Source organism: Agromyces sp. Y558 (assembly GCF_059445415.1).
The window spans coordinates 87,022-104,214 of the sequence record NZ_JCAIUH010000001.1; the positions used below are offsets into that span (position 1 = coordinate 87,022).

Consider the following 17,193-nt stretch of genomic DNA (forward strand, 5'->3'; position numbering starts at 1 on the left):
TTCGTACGAACCGATGTTTCGGATCTACGCCCGTCGTCTCGACGGTCGAAGGAGGGAGATGTGGCGACCCCCGTGCGTTCGAGTGGCGCACCGGGCGAGCCTTCGCCCCCGCGATGCACCGATGTCGTCACTGCCAGCCCCCCGCTAACACAACACTTGTGCAGCGTATCGACGTTGAGCCCTGTTTGGGGGGAGTTCTCGAATATCGGTGCGGGGCGACGGCCCGCGATAGTGTCGCCGGGTGCCGATCACGACTGCCGCAGTTCATCGCCGGCATGTTCATCAACGGGCTCTGCGGCGGCCTCATCAACGTGCCCATCAACATCAACGCGGCGTCCGTCGAACAGCGGCTCGGCCGCAACATCCTGCCGCACTTCCACGCGGCCTTCTCGATCGGCGCGGCCGGCGGCGCCCTCGTCGGTGCGGCATTCGCCTTCGCAGGGGTGCACATCGCGCTGCAGATCGTCATCGTCACCGCCGTCGTCACTGCAGTGCGGCTCTGGCTGATCGCGCCGTCGACGGCGCTCACGGCGCGACCGGCGATCACGACGGAGACCGGCTCGGTCAACGCGCACGAGACGGGCGCACGCAATCGGCGGGCGGTGCGCTCGGCGCTCGGCGCGTGGCTCGAGCCGCGCACGCTGCTGCTCGGCGTCGTGCTCCTCGCCGCATCTCTGGCCGAAGGCTCGGCGAACACCTGGCTCTCGCTGGCGGTCGTCGACGGCTTCGAGGCCGCCGAGGCGACCGGCGCGATCGCCTACGGCACCTTCGTCGGGGCGATGACCGTGTTCCGGTTTCTCGGCACTCGACTCATCGACCGCTTCGGCAGGGTGGCCGTGCTGCGAGCGTCCGGGGCATCCGCTCTCGTGGGTCTCGCACTCTTCGTCTTCGGCCCGAACCTCGCCGTGGCCTGGATCGGCATCGTGCTCTGCGGCTGCGGCGCGGCCCTCGGCAACCCGATCGCGATCTCGGCGGCATCCGACGAGCCATCGAGGGCCGGCCAACGCGTCTCGGTGGTCACGTCGTTCTCGACGATCTCCTCGCTGGCCGCGCCGCCGCTGCTCGGCCTCCTCGCCGACACCGTCGGGGCCCGCCACGCACTGCTCGCGATCGGCGCGGTCATGCTCGTGAGCCTCGCCGTGGCCGGGCAGGTGCGCAGGCGGCCCGCCGATGTCGCCGATGTCGCCGATGTCGATGTCGATGTCGTCGAGAGCGCATCCCGCTGAGCCCGAGGTGCGGCGTCGGGACCACCCGTATCGCACGGGCCCACGACATCCACAGTCCGTTGCGACACGATCGGTCCGAAACGGCGGCTACCAGCGCGCGTGCACCGAGTCGCGGATGTCGCGGTCGTAGAGCTCCCGCACGGCGACGTCCACCGACGGGGGCAGCTGCAACGATCCCGCCGCGGCGTTGGAACGTGCCTGCTGGGGTGAACGCGCGCCCGGAATCACCGAGCTCACGCCCGTCTGGGCCGCAACCCAGGCGAGGGCGACCTGGGCCGCGGTGGCATCCGGAACCGCGTCTCGAGCGATCGCGGAGAACTCAGCGGCCGCACGCACGCCCGTCTCGTAGTCGACGCCCGAGAAGGTCTCGCCGACGTCGAACGACTCGCCGTGACGGTTGAAACTGCGGTGGTCGTTCGCCGCGAAGATCGTCTCGCTCGTATAGCGCCCCGAGAGCAGCCCGCTCGCGAGGGGCACTCGGGCGATGATGCCCACACCGGCGGCCGCAGCGGCAGGCAGCACCTCGTCGAGCGGCTTCAGCCGGAACGCGTTCAGAATGATCTGCACGGATGCAACGTGCGGCCGTGCAATCGCGGCGAGGGCTTCGTCGACCCGCTCGACGCTGACGCCGTATGCGGCGATCGCCCCGTCGGCGACGAGGGTGTCGAGGGCGTCATAGACCTCGTCGTCGGCGTACACCGACGTTGGCGGGCAGTGCAGCTGCACGAGGTCGAGGGTCTCGACGCCGAGGTTGGCGCGAGAACGGTCGGTCCACTCCCGGAAGTTCGCGAGGGAGTAGTTGGCGTGCTGCTGCGGCATCCGTCGCCCCATCTTCGTGGCGACCGTCACGCCCGAGTCGGGGTTCGCACGCAGCCACGTGCCGATGAGCGATTCGCTGCGCCCGTCGCCGTAGACGTCGGCGGTGTCGAAGAAGGTGACGCCCGATTCATACGCGGCGTCGAGCACGGCGAGCGCGTCGGCCTCGGCGATTTCGCCCCAGTCGGCGCCGAGCTGCCAGGTACCGAGGCCGATGACGGAGACAGTGCGGCCGGTGCGGCCGAGGGTGCGAGTCTGCATGATGCTCCAGTGGTCGGGTGCGGGCGCTTCGGTCACTGTTCGATGGTGTCACGGGCGAGCGGATGTCGCATCCGCCGCCTGCGGAACAGTGTCGGTGGCCCCCGTGAGGATGGGCGCATGGGTATCGACATCATCGCCGCGCCGTCGAATCTGGGGCTGCGGCCGCCCGAGCCGGGCAGTGTACCCGGCACTGCGAAGGCTCCCGAAGCGCTGCGCGAAGCCGGACTCTTCACCGCATTCGGGCGTCTCGGCGCGCGCGATGCGGGCACGGTGATCGCCGCTCGCTATCGAGCGAACGTCAAGCCCGGCGACACGGTGCGCAACGAAGCCGCGATCATCGATCACAGTCGGCGTCTCGCCGGTCGCATCGACGCGTCCATCGGCGCGGGCAACACCCCGTTCGTCGTCGGCGGCGACTGCAGCATCATGCTCGCCCCCGCGCTCGCCCTGCGCCGCCGCGGCCGATTCGGGCTCGTCTACCTCGATGGGCACGGCGACTTCCGGCACCCGGGCAACAGCGACGTCGTGGCGTCGCTCGGCGGTGAGGCCCTGGCTGCCGTCGTCGGGCTGCACGCGCCGGCGCTCAGCGACCTCGACGGGCTTCGGCCGTTGGTGCGCGCGGGCGATGCGGTGCAGCTCGGCTCCCGCGACGACGAAGCCGATGCCGCAGAGCTCGCCGACACGCTCGGTGCCCTGTTGCCCGCGAGTGAGGTGCGACGCATCGGGGTGGAAGACGCCGTCGAGCGAGTGCGCGCCGTGGTGGACGCCTCCGGTCTCGACGGCTACTGGATCCACCTCGACGTCGATGCCCTCGACCCCGAGTGGATGCCGGCCGTCGACAGTGTCGACCCCGGCGGTCTCGAACCGGCCGAACTGGTGGCGCTGCTCCGGGCGCTCGCGCCCGGAGCGATCGGCGCCGACGTCGCGATCTTCGACCCCGACCTCGACCCGACCGGCGAGTACGCCGAGTCGCTGACCGCCATGCTCGAGACCGGGTTCGCCGAACTCGGCACTCGCGCGACCCCCGCCCACGAGAACCCCGGAGTCGACCATGCCTGACAAATACGACGTCAAACGCGAACTCGCCTGCTACTCGGCCCCTCGCGGCCGGTTCGAGCTCATCGATGTGCCCGAACTCGCGTACTGCATGATCGACGGGCACGGCGACCCCAACAGTGCTCCCGAATACTCAGCGGCCGTCGAAGCCCTCTACGCCGTCTCGTACGCGACGAAGTTCCAGAGCAAGCGCGAGCTCGATCGCGACTACGTCGTCGGACCGCTCGAGGGGCTCTGGAGCGCCGACGACCCGTCGACGTTCATCACGCGCGAGAAGTCGGCCTGGTCGTGGACGATGATGATCTGGCAGCCCGACTGGCTGACGCCCGAGTTCGTGGCCGATGCCACGTCGCGGGCTGTCGCGAAAGCGCCCGCGGCCGAACAGGTGCGCTTCGAGCGGCTCGCCGAGGGCCGCGCGGTGCAGACGCTGCACCTCGGCTCATACGACGACGAGGGCCCAGTGCTTGCGCGCCTGCACGACGAGTTCATGCCCGAGCAGGGTCTGCGCTTCAACGGCCGTCACCACGAGGTGTACCTCGGCGATCCGCGGCGCACCGCCCCCGAGAAACTGCGCACCATCCTGCGACAACCGGTCGCACCGCGCTGACACGAGCAGGAAACTGCGCACCATCCTGCGACAACCGGTCGCACCGGCCTGACCCAAGCGACGAACGGATGCCGCGGGCGAGCCCTTTCGAGGAAGGGGCCGCCACGCGGCATCCACCGGTTCAGAGCTCTTGCTCGGCGCCGAAGCGCTGCCGCGCCTCGACGGGGATGAGCGGCGTCACGCCGCGAGCCTTGAGCTGCTGCACGGCCCACGTGTTGCCGTCGGGGTCGGTGAAGCCGAAGAAGGTGCCACCGTCGCGTTCGTCGATGACGCTGATCTCGCTCACCTCGACGCCGCGGTCGACGAGCTCGGCGTGGGCGGCCGCGGCATCGGCGACGACGAGTTGCACACCGTGCAGCGAGCCAGGTGCCATGTCGCGCTGCGTCGGCAGCGTGCCGATCACGATCGAGCAGCCCGAGCCGCGCGGGGTGAGCTGCGCGACGTGCATGTGCTCGTTCTTGGTGTTGTGGTCGAGGTCGAACCCGACTTGGTCGCGGTAGAACGCGATCGATCGGTCGAGGTCGCTCACCGGCACGATGACGACTTCCAGTGTCCAGTCCATGAGGTGCTCCGTTCGCTGTCGTTCACTTCTCTGTCGTTCACTCACCGATGGCGAGCTGCACATCGCTCGAGTGGGCGATCTTGGTGGTCCGCGACCACGGAACCGGCCAGGTCCGCCCACTCACTGGATGGCGACTCACTGGGTGTGGTGAGCTCGTTCAAGCGGCGACGATGGCGTCGAGGCGCTCGTAGCCCTCGCGCAAGCCGTGCTCCATGTTCGACGCCACCATGCCGTCGCGAGCCTCGACGCTCGGATAGGTGGAGTGGATGCGGATGCGCGAGCGGCCGCCACCGAGGTCTTCGAACGTCATCGCCTCGATGGCCACGACGTCGGGGTAGCCCTCGAATTCGAAGGTCTGGATCGCGAACTCGTTCTCGCGCACCGAGTGGAAGGTGCCGTTGAACCCGTAGGACTCGCCCTCGGGGTTGGTGTGCACGTAGCGGTAACCGCCCTGGGGCACGAAGTCCCAGCGCTCGATCGCCATGTCGTAGCCGTTCGGACCGAGCCATTGCTTGACGAGCGCCGGGTCGCGGTGCGCGTTGAACACGGCCGCGACGGGTGCATCGAACTCGCGCTCGATCTCGATGAAGGGCAGCCCCTCGGGGGCGGTGATGGTGACGGGGTTCGTCATTGTCCTGTCTCTTTCGTGTCGGTGCCGGCGGATGCGCCGGCAGCGGGGGTGTCACTGGTGTCGCCGTGATTCTCGATCAGCACATCGAGGGCGACGGATGCCGCGGCGTCTGCACCGCGGTCGGTGGCGAGCAGCGCGTCCAGAGAGCGGAACTGCTGCTCGTGGATCAGCCGGTAGCGGTCGATCCACGCGGTGAGGGCTTCGAGCTGGGCCGCGTCGAGGTGCACGGGTCGGCGTTGTGCGTCACGCGTTCTGGTGACGAGCCCCGCATGCTCGAGCACCTGGATGTGCTTCGAGACGGCCTGCTTGGTGATCGCGAACGGTTCGGCGAGTTCGTTGACCGTGGCCGGCCCTCGACTCAGACGGGCGATGATGCCGCGGCGCACCGGGTCGGCCAGCGCCATGAAGGCACGGTCGAGGCGGTCGTCTGCGCTCGGATCGACGATCATCACTCTTCCTTTCTCAACCACTTCATTGATCAACCATTTGATTGATCACGATACGACGATCGGATGACGGTGTCAAGACCCGCTCTCCGGCACGAGCGGTTCTCTGGCACGAGCCGTTCTCTGGCGCGAGCGGTCGCGCGGGACTCGAACCCGGCGTGTGCTGCCTCTAACCACCCCGGTCGAGTGGGCGCGCAGCACCGTATCGCGACCCCCGAGTGTTCACACCGTGGGGTTGCGGAGCACCACGCGAACGAGCAACATCGCCGCTGAGAGACACATCGAGAAGGGTCGCATCATGGTCACGCTCAACCCGTACCTCAACTTCCGTGACAACGCGAAGGAGGCGATGGAGTTCTACCGGTCAGTGTTCGGCGGCGAACTCACGTCGAGCACCTTCGCCGAGTTCGGCCAGGCCGACGATCCGGCCGATGCCGACAAGATCATGCACAGCCAGCTCGAGGCCGGCGGCATCGTGCTGATGGGCGCCGACACCCCGAGCTCCCTGGAGTACGCCGGCGCCGGAAACGTCTCGGTCTCACTGTCGGGCGGCGTCGACGATGACGCGACGCTGCGCGGCTACTGGGAGAAGCTCTCGGGCAGCGGCTCGGTCACCGTGCCGCTCGAAGTCGCGCCGTGGGGTGACGCGTTCGGCATGTGCGTCGACGGATACGGCATCGCGTGGCTCGTGAACATCACCGGCAGCGCGGCCTGATCCGACCGCAGCGCGGCCTGATCCGACGGCAGCCCTCCCGCCCCGTGCAGCGCCTCGACCACGGCCCTCGCAGACCGGCACGCCGTGGAACCTCGGCGTGACGCTTCTTCAGGAGTTCTTCGCCGAAAGCTCGCGCGACAGGTCGAAACCTCCTGACAAGGGCCTCATGCGCAGCCCCCGTCCTGAGAAGCGACACGGGTGCGACGCGAGCTATCGCCGATGCGCAGGTTCCGCCACTATTGACGCCATGCCCCTCGACACCGCCGTCGGCCCTACCCAGCCGAACCCGCCCGCCTCCGACCCGACGCTCGTCGACGCGGCGCAGACCTGCGCGCAGCTCGGTGACGGCGTGCACCAGGTGGGCCGGTCCACCTACACGTGCACGCCGACCTCGTTCCACGTCTATCAGCGGTTCTGATGGGCGAAGTGCGCAACGACCTTCCCCCACGCCCCGCCAGACTGAAACTCTGATCAGTCGAAGAGCTCGGAGAGCCAGCTCTCCTTCTTCTTCTTGCGGGGGTAGCCCTGGTCGCCGTAGCCACGGTTGTCGTAGCCACGGTTGTCGTTGCGACGATTGTCGTCGTAGGGCTGCTGGTAGGCCTGCTGCCCGTAGGCGGGAGCCTGCGGCTGCGCGGGAGCGGTGGGCGGGGCGGGAGCGGTGGGCGGGGCTGGAGCGGCGGGCGGGGCTGGCGCGGCGGCAGGAGGGGCAGGTGCTGCCTGCAACGGCGCCGAGAACTCACGGGCGCCGCGTTCGATGATCTTGTCGAGCTCGCCCCGGTCGAGCCACACGCCGCGACACGTCGGGCAGTAGTCGATCTCGATGCCGCTGCGCTCACTCATCACGAGCACGGTTCCGTCACTGGGGCACTGCATGGGGGCTCCTTCTTCGGGGCCGACCGGGACAGGTCGGGGCTGTTCGGGTCAATTCGACGTGGTCGAGCCTAGAGAACGAACCTTTGAGGACACCGGGCCCGATGACCCCCGGCGACCATGCGCTTGTCCCACACCCGGACGCCGAGGAGAATGCTCGCCATGACCAACCTGACCATCATCGAGCGGTCACCCGATCCAGAGGACGTGGTCCCCCAGTCTCGTACCCGTCGCTCGATCGCCGCTCGCATCCGTGCGACGGGGCAGAGTCGGATCAGTGCCCTGCTGCTCCTCATCGCGACAGTGGCCGCGATCATCTGGGCGAACGTCGCGACCGGGTCGTACGACAGCTTCTGGGAGACCCACCTGTCCGTTGGCGTGGGCGACATCCAGCTCGACTTCACTCTCCACGCGCTGGTCAACGACGCGCTGATGGCGATCTTCTTCTTCACCGTGGGGCTCGAAGTGCGACGGGAGTTCGCGATCGGCGAGCTCACGAGTTGGTCTCGGGCGATGGTGCCGGTGGTGGCCGCGGTCGCCGGCCTCGTCGTTCCGGCGCTGCTGTTCGTGTTCATCGCCGCAGGATCCGGCCAGGAGCATGCGTGGGGAATCGTGATCTCGACGGACACCGCGTTCCTCATCGGGGCACTCGCCCTCATCGGGCCGCGGGTGCCCGGCCGGCTGAGGGTCTTCCTGCTGGCCCTCGCGGTCGTCGATGACATCGGTGCGCTCAGCATCATCGCCTTCGTCTACACGGAGAACTTCAACCCGCTCCCCCTCATCGTCGCGGCCGTCGGCCTCGCCGGCGTGTACTTCACGCGATACCTGCCCTCTGGCCGGGGACCGGTTTACGCGACCCTTGCGATCATCGTGTGGATGTCCTTCCTCGCGTCGGGCGTGCACCCGACGCTCGCAGGCGTCGCCATCGCGCTGCTGGTGCCGGTCTACCGCCCCGACCGGCGAGACGTCGAGCACGCGCTCGACCTCGCCCGCACCTTCCGGCAGTCGCCGAACACCGAGTACGCGCGCGCGGCCGCGAACAGCCTGCGTGAATCGATCTCCATCAACGAGCGGTTGCAATCCGCGTACGCGCCGTACGTCGCCTACGTGATCCTCCCGCTCTTCGCCCTGGCCAACGCCGGCGTGCAGATCAGTCCCGAGATCCTGGCCGGTGCGGCCGGCTCACCGCTCACGTGGGGCATCATCGTCGGCCTCGTCGTGGGCAAGCTCCTCGGCGTCTTCGGCTCCACGGCCGTGCTTCGGCTGCTCCGCCTCGGCGAGTTCGGCGCCGGCCTCACCCTCGATCGGATCGCGGGCGGCGCCGCGCTCTGCGGAATCGGCTTCACGATCTCGCTCTTCATCGTCGACCTGGCCATCGAAGACCCTGCAGCGCAGAACGAGGCCCGCGTCGGGGTGCTCGCGGCGTCGGTCATCGCGTTCCTCATCGGCACCGTGATCTTCCGCATCTCGGATGCCGCTCGGCCGGACCTGGACGCGGGTCAGACGCTCGCACGCCCCGTCGACCCCGATCGCGACCACATCTTCGGTTCTGTCGACGCGCCGTACACGATCGTCGAATACGGCGACTTCCAATGCGGCTTCTGCCTGAAGGCCTCGGGGTCGATCCAGGAGGTGCACGCCGAGCTCGGCGACCGGCTCCGCTACATCTGGCGTCATGCGCCGCTCACGCAGTACCACCCGAACGCCCTGGCCGGCGCCGAAGCCGCAGAGGCTGCGTCGTTGCAGGGCAAGTTCTTCGAGTTCGAGCGCGGTCTCTTCGCCGATCAGGAGCACCAGGCGCCGTCCGACATCGTGCGGCTGGCGACCGAGCTCGGACTCGACGTCGAGCGGTTCGAAGCGGACCTGACGTCACCCAGGGTGACCGGGCGCGTGCGCGACGACATGCTGGATGCCGAGGCGATGGGCATCACCGCCGTGCCGACGCTCTTCGTCAACGGGCGACGGCACCTCGGCCCGTACGACGCCCGGTCGCTGATTCGCGCGCTCGAGGAGACCGCTGGAGGAGCTGCCCCGATCGACGCGTCGTCGGACTAGTACTCGGACGACTCAGCCCGAAGACGCACAGAGGCCCCTGAAAACGCACAGAGGCCCCTGAAAACGCACAGAGCGGATGCCGCGGCGCACGCCTCACGAAGAGGCAGCTGCCGCGACATCCGCTCGTCGACCAGGTTTCAACTCACTCGATGAGTGCGTCGGCCCCCGGTCAAAAGGGATGCGAGAACTTACGAAATGACCGTGATGTTCTCAGCCTGCAGACCCTTGGGGCCGCGGGCGGTCTCGAATTCGACCTTCTGGTTCTCCTCGAGCGAGCGGTAGCCGCCCGATGCGATCGCGCTGAAGTGCGCGAAGACGTCGGCGCTGCCGTCGTCAGGAGCGATGAAGCCGAAGCCCTTGTCGGCGTTGAACCACTTGACGGTTCCGGTTGCCATGTTATTTCCTTCTGTATTAAGCCGAGCTGCCGAAGCTGCTGCGACGTGCATGGCCGGAGGCCATGCGGGGTTCCGACGGCGACGTCCGCCGACGGAAGTGTGTGGTGCGGGTTTCGCGAAGCTCAACCAGCATGTATTCGATCAGATCCGTCGGAATTGGTTCACCATCGGACAGTCGAAGGGGTCGCGCGCCGAGAGACCGACGCGATTGAGATATTGAATCACGATACCGTATGACTTGACGAGTGTCGTCTCTGTGTAGGGCACGTCGAGCGTGCGGCAGTGTTCGCGCACTATCTCACGGGCCCTGGCGAGGTGCGGCCGGGGCATATTCGGGAACAGGTGGTGTTCGACCTGGTAGTTGAGCCCGCCGAGGAGGGCGCTCGCCCAGAGACCGCCCGAGACGTTGCGCGAGGTCAGCACCTGCTTCGAGAAGAAGTCGAGCTTCGCATCGGCCGGGATGATCGGCATGCCCTTGTGGTTCGGCGCGAACGAGGCGCCCATGTAGACGCCGAAGACAGCGAGCTGCACGCCGAGGAAGGCGAAGGCCATGCCGAGCGGCAGCACCCAGAAGATCGCGCCGAGGTACACCGTGAAGCGCACCGCGATGAGGCTCAACTCGATCCAGCGACCCTTGACCCGGCCGCGCTCGAAGAGCGTGGCGATCGAACGGTAGTGCAGGTTCAGCCCCTCGAGCATGAGCAGCGGGAAGAAGAGGTACCCCTGCTTGCGCGTGACGAGGGCGAGCAGCCCCCGCTGCTTCGCGGCATCCGTCTCGGTGAATGAGATCGTGTCGAAGTCGATGTCGGGGTCTTTGCCCACCTTGTTGGGGTTGGCGTGGTGACGCGTGTGCTTCGTCATCCACCACGAGTAGCTGATGCCGACGACGCCGGCGGCGAGGATTCGGCCGACCCGATCGTTGTTCGGGCCCGACTCGAGCACCTGGCGGTGGGATGCCTCGTGGGCGAGGAACGCGAACTGCGTGAAGATGAGGCCGAGCGCGCCTGCGATGAGCAGCTGGAACCACGAGTCGCCCAGCAGGATGAAGCCGGCGATCGCGCCGCCGAGAGCGAGCGTGAGCAGTGAGACGAGTGCGAGGTAGAACCAGCGAGTGCGGTTCAGAAGGCCGGACTCACGAACGACCCGGGAGAGGGCGGTGTAGCTCCGCGTGACATCCGCGGAACCGGTGCGGGGCTTCGTTGCCCGAATCGCACCGAGAGCTTCGGTGTGAGAGATGTTTCTTCGTCCCGACTGGTAATCGACTTCCCAGCCGTGTCACGCGGGTAACCACCCGCTGCAGATGCCCTGAGTCTACCGCGGGCGCATGGGAAGGCGCTGAGAAATCTTCACCAGCCGCCCGGTGCCACTTCGGATGCATGCGCATCGTCGTCACCGGGGGGCGGGCGGAGCGAGAACAGCGAAGATCTCGGAGTGAGAACAGCGAACGCCGCCGCAGCACATTTGTGCTGCGGCGGCGTTCTCGTGGTACCTGTGCCGGCTCAGAGCCCGCGGATGTTCTCCGCCTGCAGACCCTTCGGGCCCTGCGCGACCTCGAACTCGACCTTCTGACCCTCTTCGAGCGAACGGTAGCCGTTGCCCGTGATGGCGCTGAAGTGCGCGAAGACGTCGGCGCTGCCGTCGTCAGGAGCGATGAAGCCGAAGCCCTTTTCGGCGTTGAACCACTTGACGGTTCCGGTTGCCATACTGCTGTCCTTCTGTCGTCTGGGCCGCAGAGTGCGAACCCGATGCGGTCGACGGTCGACCGCTGCCCCGCACGGCGGGTTGCCGACGGAGCGGGGGCGAGGGGCGGGTGTGCGCGGAGGCATCCGCCGTCTCGTATCGGGTCATGCCACGCGGATCGGTCCGCCTCCGGGCAATCAGATGGAGGCACGGGCGAGCGCCCGCTTGATGGAGGAATCAGTGAACAAAACCCTATCGGGCGATGTTCAGCTTCACACGCTACGCGACCGAATCGTGACCTGGGAAGACCTCTGCCGATTTTCTTCACAATGGGCAGACACTCGGCAAGATTCCAGCGGGGCGGCCCCCAAAAGGTGGAGAATCATGGGATGAACCGCCGCCCCCTCGGTCTCGTCGCTGCTGCCTACGCAGCGGTCGTGCTCTGGGTGACCGTCGGCCCGGCACCGTGGCGCACCGCGGGCAATCAGGTCGACGGCGGCATCCTGAACCCTGATGCGTGGACGGCGCCCGTCACGTGGACGACCGGGTACCTCGCGGAGATCGCCTTCAATGTGGCGCTCTTCGTTCCGGTCGGGCTGCTGGCGGCGCTGCTCATCCACAGGCGACGCTGGCCGCTCGCGATGCTCGCGGGCTTCGGCTTCACGACCGTCATCGAGCTCGTGCAGGTTCCCGAACTCGACCGCATCTCCGACCCGCGCGACCTCGTGATGAACACGGCGGGCGCGATGCTCGGCGTGCTGCTCGTGCTCGTCGCCCGCGGCGTGCGTCGAGCCGGCATCGTCGCCGACACCATGCTCAGGGTCGACGTCGACGCGGTGATGGATTCCGCCGGCACACTCGACCCCGTCGCCGAGCACCCCGTCGCCGAGCACCCTGTCGCCGACCCGACCGAGATCGCGCAGCTGCCCGATCCGGCGCTGGTCGCGACGCAGACCGACCGCGCGGCGTGACTCTCCGCGCGGCCGACGGTCTGCCGCCGGGCCGCCCCGCCTGCGCCAGTACAGTAGGCGGGTGACTTCGCCTGTGACGCCCGCATCGGCGGCTTCTGGAGACCAACGCGCGTCATGGCTGCGGCTCGCCCTGATCGGCGCCGTCGGCGGGTTGCTCTCGGGTGCGTTCGGGGTCGGCGGGGGCCTGCTGATGGTGCCGCTCCTCGTGACCTTCGCGGGCATGGACCAGCGCCGAGCCGCGGCCACCTCACTCGCGGCGATCGTGCCGACGGCGATCGCCGGGTCGATCACCTACTTCTTGGCCGGCGAGGTCGATGTGATTCCGGCGCTCTTCGTCGCGGCGGGCGGCATCGTCGGCTCCTGGCTGGGCGCACTGCTGCTGCGCCGCGTACCCCTCGGCTGGCTGCGCTGGATGTTCATCGCGCTGCTCGTCGTCGTCGCCGTGCGCATGCTGCTCGTCGTGCCCGCACGTGCCGCCGCACATCTCGAGCTCGACGCACTCACGATCATCGGCATGGTCGGCCTCGGCCTCGTCATCGGCGTCGCCTCCGGGCTCTTCGGCATCGGCGGCGGGCTCGTCATGGTGCCGGCGTTCATCCTCTTCTTCGGCATGAGCGACCTCGTCGCCAAAGGCACCTCGCTCGCGGTGATGATCCCCACGGCGATCAGCGGCACCATCACCAACACTCGCGGCGGGGTCGTCGATCTTCGCGCCGGCGTCATCGCGGGTATCGCGGCGACAGTGGCGTCGTTCGGGGGCGTCGCGCTCGCGCACCTCCTGTCGCCAGAGTGGTCGACATGGCTGTTCGCGGCACTCGTGGTCATCGCGGCTGTGCAGCTCGCGGTGCGGGCCGTACGGTTGCAGAAGAAGGAGCAGAAGGAGAGGAGCGAACGTGACGCTTGAGCCCGAGCCGCGGCGTGCCGCCGGTTGGTACGACGACGAAGCGGATGCCGCGCTGCTGCGCTATTGGGACGGCGCGGGCTGGTCTCCGCACACGGCGCCGAGACCGGCGGGTGCCGCTCCGAACCCGTTGCCTGCGCGGGCCCCCCAGCCGCCGCAGCCCGCGCAGACCCCCCAGACCCCGCAGCCCGCGCAGGCTGCCCCGGCGGTCGCGCCTGCGCCTGCGTGGCCGTTCGCGCCGCCCGCTGCACCGTCGCTCGACCCCGCGCCTGTTCCGAGGTACGACGACATCGACGAGTCGACGACGGCCCGCCCCAACGCTGCGCTGCCGTTCCCTCCTCCGCAGTCTCCCGTCCAGCCGGCAGCGACCGCTGCAGCCGAGTTCCCCTCGTACACGCTGCCGGCACCGCCGAGTTCCGCAATCGAGGAGCAGACGACGGCGCCGCTCCCTCCGGGCTACCCCGAAGCCGCGACATCCGCAGCCCCGATCTCGTACGAGCTGTACCGCTCAGCCGGCCGCACGTTCGTCGCGACATGGCTGTTCGCCCTGCTGCTCGGATTCTGGGGCGCCGACCGCTTCTACCTCGGCAAGTACGGAACGGCGATCGCGAAGTTGCTCACCCTCGGCGGGCTCGGGGTCTGGGTGCTCGTCGACCTGCTGCTCGTGCTCACCGGTGCGCAGCGCGATCGCGACGGCCGGCCCCTCGAGGGGTACGAGGAGCAGAAGCGGGTCGCGTGGATCGTGACCGGGGCGCTCGTCGCGCTCGCGCTGTTGACGAGCATCGTGTCGGGCATCGTGGGCCTGCTCGTGCGCTGAGTAGGTCCCACAGAAGGCAGCGGCTGGCTTCGACAAGCTCAGCCCACAAACGGCCGCGACCGGCATCGACAAGCTCAGCCCACAGACGGCAGCGACCGGCATCGACAAGCTCAACCCACAGACGGCAGCGGCCGGCTTCGACAAGCTCAGCCCACAGACGGCAGCGGCCGGCTTCGACAAGCTCAGCCCACAGACGGCAGCGACCGGCATCGACAAGCTCAACCCACAAACGGCCGCAACCGGCATCGACAAGCTCAGCCCGCCGAGTGTCAGCGCGGTGCGCGCAACCGTTCGGCCTTCGCCGCGAGGTAGCGCTGTTCCGGGCCGTTGAGGGTGCGGCGCGCCGCCTCGGCGAACGCGAGCGAAGCGGCATCCGTCGACCCTGCCCGCTCGAGCAGGTGCGCACGCACCGCCCAGGTGCGGTGATGCTGGGCGAGCGCAGCGCCGCCACTCGATGCCTCTGAGGCCTCGGATGCCTCGAGCGCGACGAGTCCCGACTGCGGTCCCTCCACCATGGCGAGCGCCACGATGCGACCGAGGGTGACCATGGGGCCAGGCGCGAGGCGTTCGAGCAGGTCGTAGAGTCCGAGGACCTCGATCCAGTCGGTGTCGTCGGTCGATGCCGCCTCGTCGTGCACCGCGGCGATCGCCGCCTGCAGTTGGTACGGGCCGATCGGGGCGCGGTCGAGCACCCCGGTGATGAGGGCGACGCCCTCGTCGATCATGCGGCGGTCCCAGCGCGAGCGGTCTTGCTCGTCGAGCGGCACGAGCGCGCCCGCTGCGCCGGTGCGCGCGGCACGACGCGCGTCGGTGAGGAGCATGAGGGCGAGGAGCCCGGTGGACTCCCCCGAGTCGTCGGGCACGAGCGCAAGCAACTGCCTCGTGAGGCGGATCGCCTCTGCCGAGAGGTCCACACGGGCGAGTTCGTCTCCGGAGCTCGCGGTGTGCCCCTCGGTGAAGATCAGGTAGAGCACTTGGCGCAGGGCGGCGAGCCGGCCGTCGAGGGTGGCCGGCTGCGGCATCCGGAAGCCATCGCCGCTCGCCCTGATCCGTGCCTTCGCACGCGAGATCCGCTGCGCGATCGTCGCTTCGGGCACCAGCAGGGCGCGACCGATCTCGGCCGTCGTGAGGCCGCCCACGGCCCTGAGCGTGAGTGCGAGCTGCGCCGGGCGACCGAGTGCCGGGTGACAGCAGAGCAGGAACAACGTGAGCGTGTCGTCGACCGCGGACACCGGCGACGGCGTCGGCTCGAGCTCGGCGGCGCGCGACTCGCGGCGGCGGCGTGCGACATCCGCTCGCACCTCGTCGATGTAGCGCCGCGAGGCGACCCGCACGAGCCACGCACGGGGGCTATCGGGCACGCCATCTCGCGGCCATTGATCGGATGCCGCGATGAGCGCCTCCTGCACGGCGTCTTCGCACGCCGCGAAGTCACCGTAGCGCCGCACGAGCACCGCGAGCGCCGACGGTGCGGCGGCTCGCAGCGCCCGGACGGCGTCGCTCTCGAGCATCCAAGTCACACGTCGGGGCCCGAGGCCATCTCGAGCACCGGCCGCACCTCGACGAGGCCGAACTGCGCCTCGGGGAAGCGCGCTGCGATCTCGACGGCTCGCCCCTCGGTCTCGCAGTCGACGAGATAGAAGCCGGCGAGCAGCTCCTTCGTCTCGGCGAACGGACCGTCGCTCGCGACCGTGCCGTTGTCGTCATGCGTCACGCGCTTGGCGAGCGAGATGTCAGCGAGCGCCTCGCTCGCCACGAAGTCCCCGCTCGCCGCGAGCTCCTCGCTGATGCGCTGGTAGTAGACGTAGCCCTCGGCCTGCTGCTCAGGCGTGAACTTGCTCCACACAGCACGCGACGCTGGGTTGCTGTAGATCTGGATCAGGTACTTCATCGGAATCGCTCCTTCGATCTGGGGAGTCAGAACCGCGCTCCCATCAGTATGTCGAGGCTGTGGGGCGATTCTCGACCGCAGCAAGCATCACCCGATTCGGGGGTTGACACCATCGTCGGAGGTGACGAGAGTTCGAACAGCGCTCCGGGGAGGCCGCGATGGGTGAGAAACCGACGACGTTCGGCATCGAGGAGGAATTCGTCTTCCTCGACCCCGAGACGCTACGCCCGGCGGATGTCGCGGCGGGCGCGTTCCGCAGCCTCGCCGCGCAACCCGACTGGGAGCCGGTGACCCATCACGAGTTCCTCGCCGCGCAGGTCGAGCACGCCTCGGTGGTGTTCACCTCGATGGCCGACGCGCAGGCCGCGCTCGTCGGGTTCCGTCGGGAGCTCACGACGGAGGCGGTGCGGCTCGGCTCGGTCGTCGCGAGCGTCGGGGCACCGCCGGATGCGCTGCCGTTCCCGACTGTCACCGACCTGCCCCGATATCTCCGCATCGCGGACGACATGGGCGACGTCATCGCCGACCACCAGATCCAGGGCCTGCACGTGCACGTCGGCATCCCCGACCACGAAGCGGGCGTGCGCGCACTGAACGCGTCGCGCACCTGGCTGCCGCTCTTCTCCGCGTTGACCGGCAACTCGCCGATCTGGCGCGGGCACGACACCGGGTACGAGAGCTGGCGCAATGTCGCCCAGCGACGGTGGACGACCACCGGATGCCCGCCGGTCTTCCGTGACGGCGCCGACTACGACCGGCGACTCGAGCGACTCATCGGCATCGGCGGCATGAAGGACCGGGCGATCATCATGTGGAACGCCCGACTCTCCCCGAAACTGCCGACGATCGAGATCCGCGTCGCCGACGCACAGCTCGAGGCGTGGTCATCGGTACTCCTCGCTTCGCTCTGCCGCGCGCTCGTCGTGTCCGTCGTCGACGACGAGCTGGCGTGGGCGCACGCCGTGCAGCCGACCGCGAAATCGGCGCCCGGTCCGGAGCTGCTGAACGCCGCGCTGCTGCACTCCGCGCACACCGGCATCAGCGCGGAGGTGCTCGACCCGGTGCTCGGGGAGCTGCGCCCGACCGAGGAGACGTTGGAGCGGAGCATCCGACTGCTGCAACCGGCGCTCGAAGCGGCCGGTGACCTGGAGTTGGTGCGGGAAGGCATCGCGAGGCTGATGCGAGAGGGCACGGGCGCGGCGCGACAGCGAGCCGCGTTCAGGGAGAGCGGCAACGCGGGCCTGCGCTCGCTGTACGAGGAGACGTTCGCGCGTGAGAGCTGAGCCCGGTTGG

20 protein-coding genes are annotated in these 17,193 nt (G+C 68.7%); 10 read left to right on the forward strand and 10 right to left on the reverse strand.

What is annotated here, in order from left to right; genetic code table 11:
* The first annotated feature begins 113 nt into the window (after window positions 1-113).
* On the forward strand, window positions 114-1,226 hold the full coding sequence (locus AC1C2T_RS00365; protein WP_495383829.1) for an MFS transporter: 1,113 nt from the start codon (window positions 114-116) through the stop codon (window positions 1,224-1,226).
* An 87-nt stretch (window positions 1,227-1,313) separates the two neighbouring features.
* On the opposite strand, the gene AC1C2T_RS00370 is transcribed toward AC1C2T_RS00365, so the two are convergent.
* Window positions 1,314-2,303, reverse strand: a complete 990-nt coding sequence (locus tag AC1C2T_RS00370) for an aldo/keto reductase (RefSeq protein WP_495385372.1) — start codon at window positions 2,301-2,303, stop codon at window positions 1,314-1,316.
* Between the two features lie 117 nt (window positions 2,304-2,420).
* On the opposite strand from AC1C2T_RS00370, the gene AC1C2T_RS00375 reads away from it, so the two are divergent.
* Complete coding sequence (locus AC1C2T_RS00375) at window positions 2,421-3,362, forward strand: arginase family protein (protein ID WP_495363361.1); 942 nt, start codon at window positions 2,421-2,423, stop codon at window positions 3,360-3,362.
* A complete protein-coding gene (locus tag AC1C2T_RS00380; protein WP_495363362.1) occupies window positions 3,355-3,966 on the forward strand; it encodes a GyrI-like domain-containing protein in 612 nt (203 codons plus the stop codon). The genes AC1C2T_RS00375 and AC1C2T_RS00380 overlap by 8 nt, the downstream gene beginning before the upstream one ends.
* A gap of 121 nt (window positions 3,967-4,087) precedes the next feature.
* Here the strand turns inward: AC1C2T_RS00380 and AC1C2T_RS00385 are convergent, their stop codons facing one another.
* The 3 genes from AC1C2T_RS00385 to AC1C2T_RS00395 all read right to left on the reverse strand — a co-directional run bounded on the left by AC1C2T_RS00385 (window position 4,088) and on the right by AC1C2T_RS00395 (window position 5,608).
* Window positions 4,088-4,528 carry a VOC family protein gene (locus AC1C2T_RS00385; protein WP_495363363.1) on the reverse strand — a complete coding sequence of 147 codons (441 nt, stop codon included), beginning with the start codon at window positions 4,526-4,528 and terminating at the stop codon, window positions 4,088-4,090.
* Between the two features lie 157 nt (window positions 4,529-4,685).
* Complete coding sequence (locus tag AC1C2T_RS00390) at window positions 4,686-5,159, reverse strand: SRPBCC family protein (RefSeq protein ID WP_495363364.1); 474 nt, start codon at window positions 5,157-5,159, stop codon at window positions 4,686-4,688.
* Window positions 5,156-5,608 carry an ArsR/SmtB family transcription factor gene (locus tag AC1C2T_RS00395; RefSeq protein ID WP_495383830.1) on the reverse strand — a complete coding sequence of 151 codons (453 nt, stop codon included), beginning with the start codon at window positions 5,606-5,608 and terminating at the stop codon, window positions 5,156-5,158. Before AC1C2T_RS00395 ends, AC1C2T_RS00390 begins: the two co-directional genes overlap by 4 nt.
* Before the next feature lie 292 nt (window positions 5,609-5,900).
* Between AC1C2T_RS00395 and AC1C2T_RS00400 the strand changes: the two genes are divergently transcribed.
* Window positions 5,901-6,320, forward strand: a complete 420-nt coding sequence (locus AC1C2T_RS00400; RefSeq protein ID WP_495385373.1) for a VOC family protein — start codon at window positions 5,901-5,903, stop codon at window positions 6,318-6,320.
* A 247-nt stretch (window positions 6,321-6,567) separates the two neighbouring features.
* Window positions 6,568-6,738, forward strand: coding sequence for a hypothetical protein (locus tag AC1C2T_RS00405; RefSeq protein ID WP_495383831.1), 171 nt, complete (start codon window positions 6,568-6,570; stop codon window positions 6,736-6,738).
* A 53-nt stretch (window positions 6,739-6,791) separates the two neighbouring features.
* Here the strand turns inward: AC1C2T_RS00405 and AC1C2T_RS00410 are convergent, their stop codons facing one another.
* Window positions 6,792-7,193, reverse strand: a complete 402-nt coding sequence (locus AC1C2T_RS00410) for a TFIIB-type zinc ribbon-containing protein (protein ID WP_495383832.1) — start codon at window positions 7,191-7,193, stop codon at window positions 6,792-6,794.
* A gap of 159 nt (window positions 7,194-7,352) precedes the next feature.
* On the opposite strand from AC1C2T_RS00410, the gene nhaA reads away from it, so the two are divergent.
* On the forward strand, window positions 7,353-9,245 hold the full coding sequence (nhaA, locus tag AC1C2T_RS00415; protein WP_495383833.1) for a Na+/H+ antiporter NhaA: 1,893 nt from the start codon (window positions 7,353-7,355) through the stop codon (window positions 9,243-9,245).
* 188 nt (window positions 9,246-9,433) lie between these two features.
* Here the strand turns inward: nhaA and AC1C2T_RS00420 are convergent, their stop codons facing one another.
* The 3 genes from AC1C2T_RS00420 to AC1C2T_RS00430 form a co-directional block, all read right to left on the reverse strand.
* Entirely contained in the window at window positions 9,434-9,640 is a 207-nt protein-coding gene (locus AC1C2T_RS00420) for a cold-shock protein (RefSeq protein ID WP_022893778.1), read from the reverse strand.
* A 141-nt stretch (window positions 9,641-9,781) separates the two neighbouring features.
* Complete coding sequence (locus AC1C2T_RS00425) at window positions 9,782-10,849, reverse strand: fatty acid desaturase family protein (protein WP_495385374.1); 1,068 nt, start codon at window positions 10,847-10,849, stop codon at window positions 9,782-9,784.
* Between the two features lie 290 nt (window positions 10,850-11,139).
* Window positions 11,140-11,343 (reverse strand): cold-shock protein, encoded by a 204-nt coding sequence (locus tag AC1C2T_RS00430; RefSeq protein ID WP_129520071.1) that lies wholly within the window; start codon window positions 11,341-11,343, stop codon window positions 11,140-11,142.
* 366 nt (window positions 11,344-11,709) lie between these two features.
* Between AC1C2T_RS00430 and AC1C2T_RS00435 the strand changes: the two genes are divergently transcribed.
* From AC1C2T_RS00435 to AC1C2T_RS00445, 3 genes are all read left to right on the forward strand, one after another.
* Entirely contained in the window at window positions 11,710-12,291 is a 582-nt protein-coding gene (locus tag AC1C2T_RS00435) for a VanZ family protein (RefSeq protein ID WP_495383834.1), read from the forward strand.
* 61 nt (window positions 12,292-12,352) lie between these two features.
* The gene (locus tag AC1C2T_RS00440; RefSeq protein WP_495383835.1) at window positions 12,353-13,195 is read left to right on the forward strand and encodes a sulfite exporter TauE/SafE family protein; all 843 of its coding nucleotides are present in this window, start codon (window positions 12,353-12,355) and stop codon (window positions 13,193-13,195) included.
* On the forward strand, window positions 13,185-14,009 hold the full coding sequence (locus AC1C2T_RS00445) for an NINE protein (protein WP_495383836.1): 825 nt from the start codon (window positions 13,185-13,187) through the stop codon (window positions 14,007-14,009). Before AC1C2T_RS00440 ends, AC1C2T_RS00445 begins: the two co-directional genes overlap by 11 nt.
* 269 nt (window positions 14,010-14,278) lie before the next feature.
* Here AC1C2T_RS00445 and AC1C2T_RS00450 read toward each other — a convergent pair whose 3' ends face one another.
* Both AC1C2T_RS00450 and AC1C2T_RS00455 read right to left on the reverse strand, forming a co-directional pair.
* Window positions 14,279-15,520: an RNA polymerase sigma factor gene (locus AC1C2T_RS00450; protein WP_495363375.1), complete on the reverse strand. Its 1,242-nt coding sequence runs from the start codon at window positions 15,518-15,520 to the stop codon at window positions 14,279-14,281.
* 5 nt (window positions 15,521-15,525) lie between these two features.
* The gene (locus AC1C2T_RS00455) at window positions 15,526-15,900 is read right to left on the reverse strand and encodes a YciI family protein (protein WP_495383837.1); all 375 of its coding nucleotides are present in this window, start codon (window positions 15,898-15,900) and stop codon (window positions 15,526-15,528) included.
* Window positions 15,901-16,058: 158 nt separating this feature from the next.
* Here AC1C2T_RS00455 and AC1C2T_RS00460 point away from each other — a divergent pair, with 158 nt between their 5' ends.
* Window positions 16,059-17,183: a carboxylate-amine ligase gene (locus AC1C2T_RS00460; protein WP_495363377.1), complete on the forward strand. Its 1,125-nt coding sequence runs from the start codon at window positions 16,059-16,061 to the stop codon at window positions 17,181-17,183.
* Window positions 17,184-17,193 lie beyond the last annotated feature (10 nt).

What these genes read in the sequence shown, in the direction of transcription:
- AC1C2T_RS00375 (WP_495363361.1), top strand. Translation starts at nt 2,421, where the DNA reads ATGGGTATCGACATCATCGCCGCGCCGTCGAATCTGGGGCTGCGGCCG.
- AC1C2T_RS00410 (WP_495383832.1), bottom strand. Translation starts at nt 7,193, where the DNA reads ATGCAGTGCCCCAGTGACGGAACCGTGCTCGTGATGAGTGAGCGCAGC.
- AC1C2T_RS00390 (WP_495363364.1), bottom strand. Translation starts at nt 5,159, where the DNA reads ATGACGAACCCCGTCACCATCACCGCCCCCGAGGGGCTGCCCTTCATC.
- AC1C2T_RS00460 (WP_495363377.1), top strand. Translation starts at nt 16,059, where the DNA reads ATGGGTGAGAAACCGACGACGTTCGGCATCGAGGAGGAATTCGTCTTC.
- AC1C2T_RS00365 (WP_495383829.1), top strand. Translation starts at nt 114, where the DNA reads ATGCACCGATGTCGTCACTGCCAGCCCCCCGCTAACACAACACTTGTG.
- AC1C2T_RS00380 (WP_495363362.1), top strand. Translation starts at nt 3,355, where the DNA reads ATGCCTGACAAATACGACGTCAAACGCGAACTCGCCTGCTACTCGGCC.
- AC1C2T_RS00430 (WP_129520071.1), bottom strand. Translation starts at nt 11,343, where the DNA reads ATGGCAACCGGAACCGTCAAGTGGTTCAACGCCGAAAAGGGCTTCGGC.
- AC1C2T_RS00405 (WP_495383831.1), top strand. Translation starts at nt 6,568, where the DNA reads ATGCCCCTCGACACCGCCGTCGGCCCTACCCAGCCGAACCCGCCCGCC.
- AC1C2T_RS00395 (WP_495383830.1), bottom strand. Translation starts at nt 5,608, where the DNA reads ATGATCGTCGATCCGAGCGCAGACGACCGCCTCGACCGTGCCTTCATG.
- AC1C2T_RS00435 (WP_495383834.1), top strand. Translation starts at nt 11,710, where the DNA reads ATGAACCGCCGCCCCCTCGGTCTCGTCGCTGCTGCCTACGCAGCGGTC.
- AC1C2T_RS00455 (WP_495383837.1), bottom strand. Translation starts at nt 15,900, where the DNA reads ATGAAGTACCTGATCCAGATCTACAGCAACCCAGCGTCGCGTGCTGTG.
- AC1C2T_RS00420 (WP_022893778.1), bottom strand. Translation starts at nt 9,640, where the DNA reads ATGGCAACCGGAACCGTCAAGTGGTTCAACGCCGACAAGGGCTTCGGC.
- AC1C2T_RS00385 (WP_495363363.1), bottom strand. Translation starts at nt 4,528, where the DNA reads ATGGACTGGACACTGGAAGTCGTCATCGTGCCGGTGAGCGACCTCGAC.
- nhaA (WP_495383833.1), top strand. Translation starts at nt 7,353, where the DNA reads ATGACCAACCTGACCATCATCGAGCGGTCACCCGATCCAGAGGACGTG.
- AC1C2T_RS00370 (WP_495385372.1), bottom strand. Translation starts at nt 2,303, where the DNA reads ATGCAGACTCGCACCCTCGGCCGCACCGGCCGCACTGTCTCCGTCATC.
- AC1C2T_RS00450 (WP_495363375.1), bottom strand. Translation starts at nt 15,520, where the DNA reads ATGCTCGAGAGCGACGCCGTCCGGGCGCTGCGAGCCGCCGCACCGTCG.